We start from the raw sequence: 3,875 nt of genomic DNA on the forward strand, positions 1-3,875 counted from the left end.
GAAATATGAAATTAGAGTTTGAAAGAAACTATGAACGTTACCAGTTCTTAAATTGGGCAACTAAAGCATTTAATAATTATAGTGCTGTTCCACCAGCAACGGGTATCGTACACCAAGTTAACTTAGAGTACCTAGCTAACGTTGTACATGCACGTGAAGTTGATGGTGAAACTGTTGCATTCCCAGATACATTAGTTCTCCTAATGGAAAACCTATAACTGTACATACTAATACATCTGAACCCTTAAGTTGTTCAGCAGCATATTTTACAGACTTAAAAATTATGGACGCTGCAGATTATGAAGTAAGTCAGGCTATTAAATTTGGCGCTGACATAACTACAATTTTAGGTGTAGCTGAAGATGCTTCGATTAAAGCAGCAATTGATGAAGCTCATAAACACAACAAAGAATTATTAGTTGATATGATTGCTGTTCAAGATATCGAAAAACGTGCAAAAGAATTAGACGAGATGGGTGCTGATTACATTGCAGTACACACAGGTTATGATTTATGATTATAACTACCATCATTTTTATTAACTGTTACTTCCGTTGAACGCAAAAACCCAACAAGATTTTGCTTCACTTTTTTATATCTACTTAACCTATCAAATGCTTTCGTTAAATGTTTCAAACTTTGTTCTAAAGTATCCCCATCTATCGCATTTTTCGTTGAAAGTGTTAAAAATAACCAACGCGCTTTTGGTTTTTCTTTAACAACTTCTTCAATCACTTTTTGAGCTTGATAACTATTTTTCATAGCACGCCTCCAATTACAAACTGGGCAGAGTTTCGACTTACAAAACCATGTCTTATGTAACTTCAAATAACCTTCATCAGTCGGCTTGAACTCTAAGACGTTACCACATTGTTTTACATTAAAAGCCTTTTTTATTTTTAAAATTTCCAGTATATCTGCATAACTTACATTATCTATCTTCTTTTCTCTCCATGGGCGTTGTTTCCCACTTTTCGTCATATCTTTAAGTGTTTCGTTATCTTGATTTTCGTCTATACATCTAGTAGTATTATATTGCATATAAAGAGACCTCCAGTAGTTGTTTATTGAGTAGACGCTTTAATCATACTACTGGGGTTTTTTTATGTCAAAAATTCCTTTCAACAAGAAAAATAGCTATAATCCCTTACATACCAAGGATTACAGCTATAATTTTAAAATCGAGTTATTTCTATATAGTATCAAGACAAGAAGAAACTCGTTTTCAACTCGTTTCAAAAACCTTTCAAAAACCATCAATCCACAAAAATACCACGCGAATGACACTCAAAATACAAGACTACAATTAAAAAATACTTAGAATAAAATTAAATAAAATACGAAAATTAAAAGGAGTTAAAAATGCCTTATATTTATTTAATAATAGCCATAAGTACTGAAGTTATTGGAAGTGCATTTCTTAAATCTTCAGAAGGCTTTTCAAAATTTATACCATCCTTAGGAACAATAATTTCATTTGGAATTTGTTTCTATTTTTTAAGTAAAACAATGCAACACCTACCACTAAATATAACTTATGCAACTTGGGCGGGACTAGGTTTAGTCTTAACAACCGTAGTCTCAATAATTATTTTCAAAGAACAAATAAATCTAATAACTATAGTATCTATAGTTTTAATCATAGTCGGCGTAGTTTCGTTAAACATTTTCGGAACATCGCATTAATTGCTTTATTCCAATTGCTTTATTGACGTTGAGCCTCGGAACCCTTAACAATCCCAAAACTTGTCGAATGGTCGGCTTAATAGCTCACGCTATGCCGACATTCGTCTGCAAGTTTAGTTAAGGGTTCTTCTCAACGCACAATAAATTTTCTCGGCATAAATGCGTGTTCTTGTTATAATATAGACATCACATTTAGGGTGCTTATTAAAAGTAGTTTTTTATAATCTACTTCGCAAAAGCAAATAAAAAGCCAATCCATTTTATCTGGGTTGGCTTTTTATTTTTATATGCCTTTATTTGAATTTTAAGGGGGCATTTTAAAGATTCAGGGGTAAATCATATAGTTTTATACCTAAAAGTCTATATACGCTTTTAAAACGCAAATATGAGCCAAATAAATATATCTTAATTTCACAAACAAAAATTTGAGCAAAACCAGTGACTAATTTTTTAGACACTGCCCAGTTATATGCAAATTAAAAATTTAGCAAACTGGGCAGAAAAAAATAAACACTGCCCAGTTATATGCAAATTAAAAATTTAGCAAACTGGGCAGAAAAAAATAAACACTGCCCAGTTATATGCAAACTTAAAAGTTAACATGAAAACTGGTCAACCATGCCGGTTGAACGCTATAGTTCCCGCAGGGGCAAAAAGACATAAAAAAACGCTAGCTTTTTAGCTAACGTTTCAAATCTTTTAAATAATAATTTTGTTTTTCAAAATTCCAAATTGCCGTAATTGAATGTGCTTTTTCTTCTTCGTCTGTTGTTTTATCTTCGTCACTTGTATTAATCAAATTGCCATCTTCGGCATCATCTAAATTTAAAATCTTATGTTTTTGTTTAAGCAAACCACCATAACTCAACATACGTTTTCGATATAAACCTTTTTCTAAATCATTCACGATTTCTTGATTTCTTTCATCATCATCAGTTAAAAAATCAGATGACTTAACCGAATATTTAGAGGTTTCTTTGATAGCTGCTTGAATATCTTTATCGCCTTTTTGATTTGGTTTGATCGCTTTAATATTTGCTACGGGTCGATAATTTACTTGTAATGCTTTTTGCCATAAATTAACCCATTCTTCTTGAGTAATACTGAGTAACGTCCGCCGATGTCGTCTGGCACTACAAATGTTTCATAGCCTTCATTAGTAGCTAATTGTTTCAATGCACCTTTTTCTTTATCAGTAGTAGCAAAGATACGTTTTTTCGCTTCTTCTTTACCATATTTATTTTCTAAAAGTTGTTTAAACAATCTAAATGATACTGCTGGTTCAGTCGTAGTACCAGATTTAGAAATAACGTTTACTGAAAAATCTTTACCGTCTAGATAATCAATTAATTCTTGAGTATAAGTAGATGATAAGTGATTACCAACAAACACAATTTCAGGATATTCATCGCTATTTCTAAATGAAGAAGTTAGCATTTCAATCGCAGCACGTGCACCTAAATATGAACCACCGATACCAATAACCACAAATACATCTGAATTTTCTTTGACACGTTTTGAAGCTTCCAAAATACGTGAGAATTCTTCTTTATCATAATCAACAGGAAGATCAATCCAACCTAAGAAATCACTTCCAGCACCAGTAGCTTCATAAATTGTGTGGTGAATTGAATTAACTATATCTTTTTGTTGTTCCAATTCATGTTCCTTAAAATATTCCAAAGCTTTACTAAAATCTAATCTTATATGAGTCATATTTACTTTCTCCCCTTTTAATTACACTATTTAATGTTGTATTGATTAATTTCTTCACTAGATAATCAATGCAAGTAAATTTTAAAGTGTTTAATAAATTTATTACACTACATTTATAACAATAGCGTTTAAATTTGTTAATACTGAATATTTTGTCACCTACGAAAATTTACAATCACATTAATCATTAAATACTATAACATGACTAATTTATCAGTATTGTCATAATGAATGCAGTGTGTGATACTAACTTATATCAATTATTGAAAGGTGGATATAAAATGAAATTACAATTAGCTATTGATTTATTAAACAAAGAAGACGCAGCAAAACTAGCACACAAGAAATCGTTGAGCTGATTTTTGAGGAGGACGAAGAATGAACGCGATAGAATTGAATGCTGTCAATTATCAGTATAAAGAATTCAAACTAAAGGACGTTTCTTTTCGAGTTCCTCAAGGATTTGTTACTGG

At 31.4% G+C, this 3,875-nt stretch carries 3 protein-coding genes and 3 pseudogenes; 3 read left to right on the forward strand and 3 right to left on the reverse strand.

Translation table 11 applies throughout. From position 1 onward, the window contains the following. Nucleotides 1–197: pseudogene (locus AB0L74_RS34680) on the forward strand (aconitase family protein); the annotation flags it as partial. A gap of 74 nt (nt 198–271) precedes the next feature. Then, nucleotides 272–514, forward strand: a pseudogene (locus tag AB0L74_RS34685) (orotidine 5'-phosphate decarboxylase / HUMPS family protein); the annotation flags it as partial. Here AB0L74_RS34685 and AB0L74_RS34690 read toward each other — a convergent pair. Continuing rightward, nucleotides 505–1,041, reverse strand: a complete 537-nt coding sequence (locus AB0L74_RS34690) for a protein rep (protein ID WP_365661565.1) — start codon at nt 1,039–1,041, stop codon at nt 505–507. The pseudogene AB0L74_RS34685 and the gene AB0L74_RS34690 sit on opposite strands and share 10 nt — an antisense overlap. A 321-nt stretch (nt 1,042–1,362) precedes the next feature. On the opposite strand from AB0L74_RS34690, the gene qacC reads away from it, so the two are divergent. Then, complete coding sequence (qacC, locus tag AB0L74_RS34695; RefSeq protein WP_001146389.1) at nt 1,363–1,686, forward strand: quaternary ammonium compound efflux SMR transporter QacC; 324 nt, start codon at nt 1,363–1,365, stop codon at nt 1,684–1,686. Between the two features lie 682 nt (nt 1,687–2,368). Here the strand turns inward: qacC and AB0L74_RS34700 are convergent. After that, complete coding sequence (locus AB0L74_RS34700; RefSeq protein WP_365661570.1) at nt 2,369–2,827, reverse strand: protein rep; 459 nt, start codon at nt 2,825–2,827, stop codon at nt 2,369–2,371. Beyond that, nucleotides 2,785–3,402 (reverse strand): annotated as a pseudogene (locus AB0L74_RS34705) (glucose-6-phosphate isomerase); the annotation flags it as partial. The gene AB0L74_RS34700 and the pseudogene AB0L74_RS34705, both read right to left, overlap by 43 nt. Nucleotides 3,403–3,875: the final 473 nt, after the last annotated feature.

Origin of the sequence: Streptomyces sp. NPDC052020, from assembly GCF_040680575.1 — a bacterium.
In the GTDB taxonomy this organism is placed as follows: domain Bacteria; phylum Actinomycetota; class Actinomycetes; order Streptomycetales; family Streptomycetaceae; genus Streptomyces.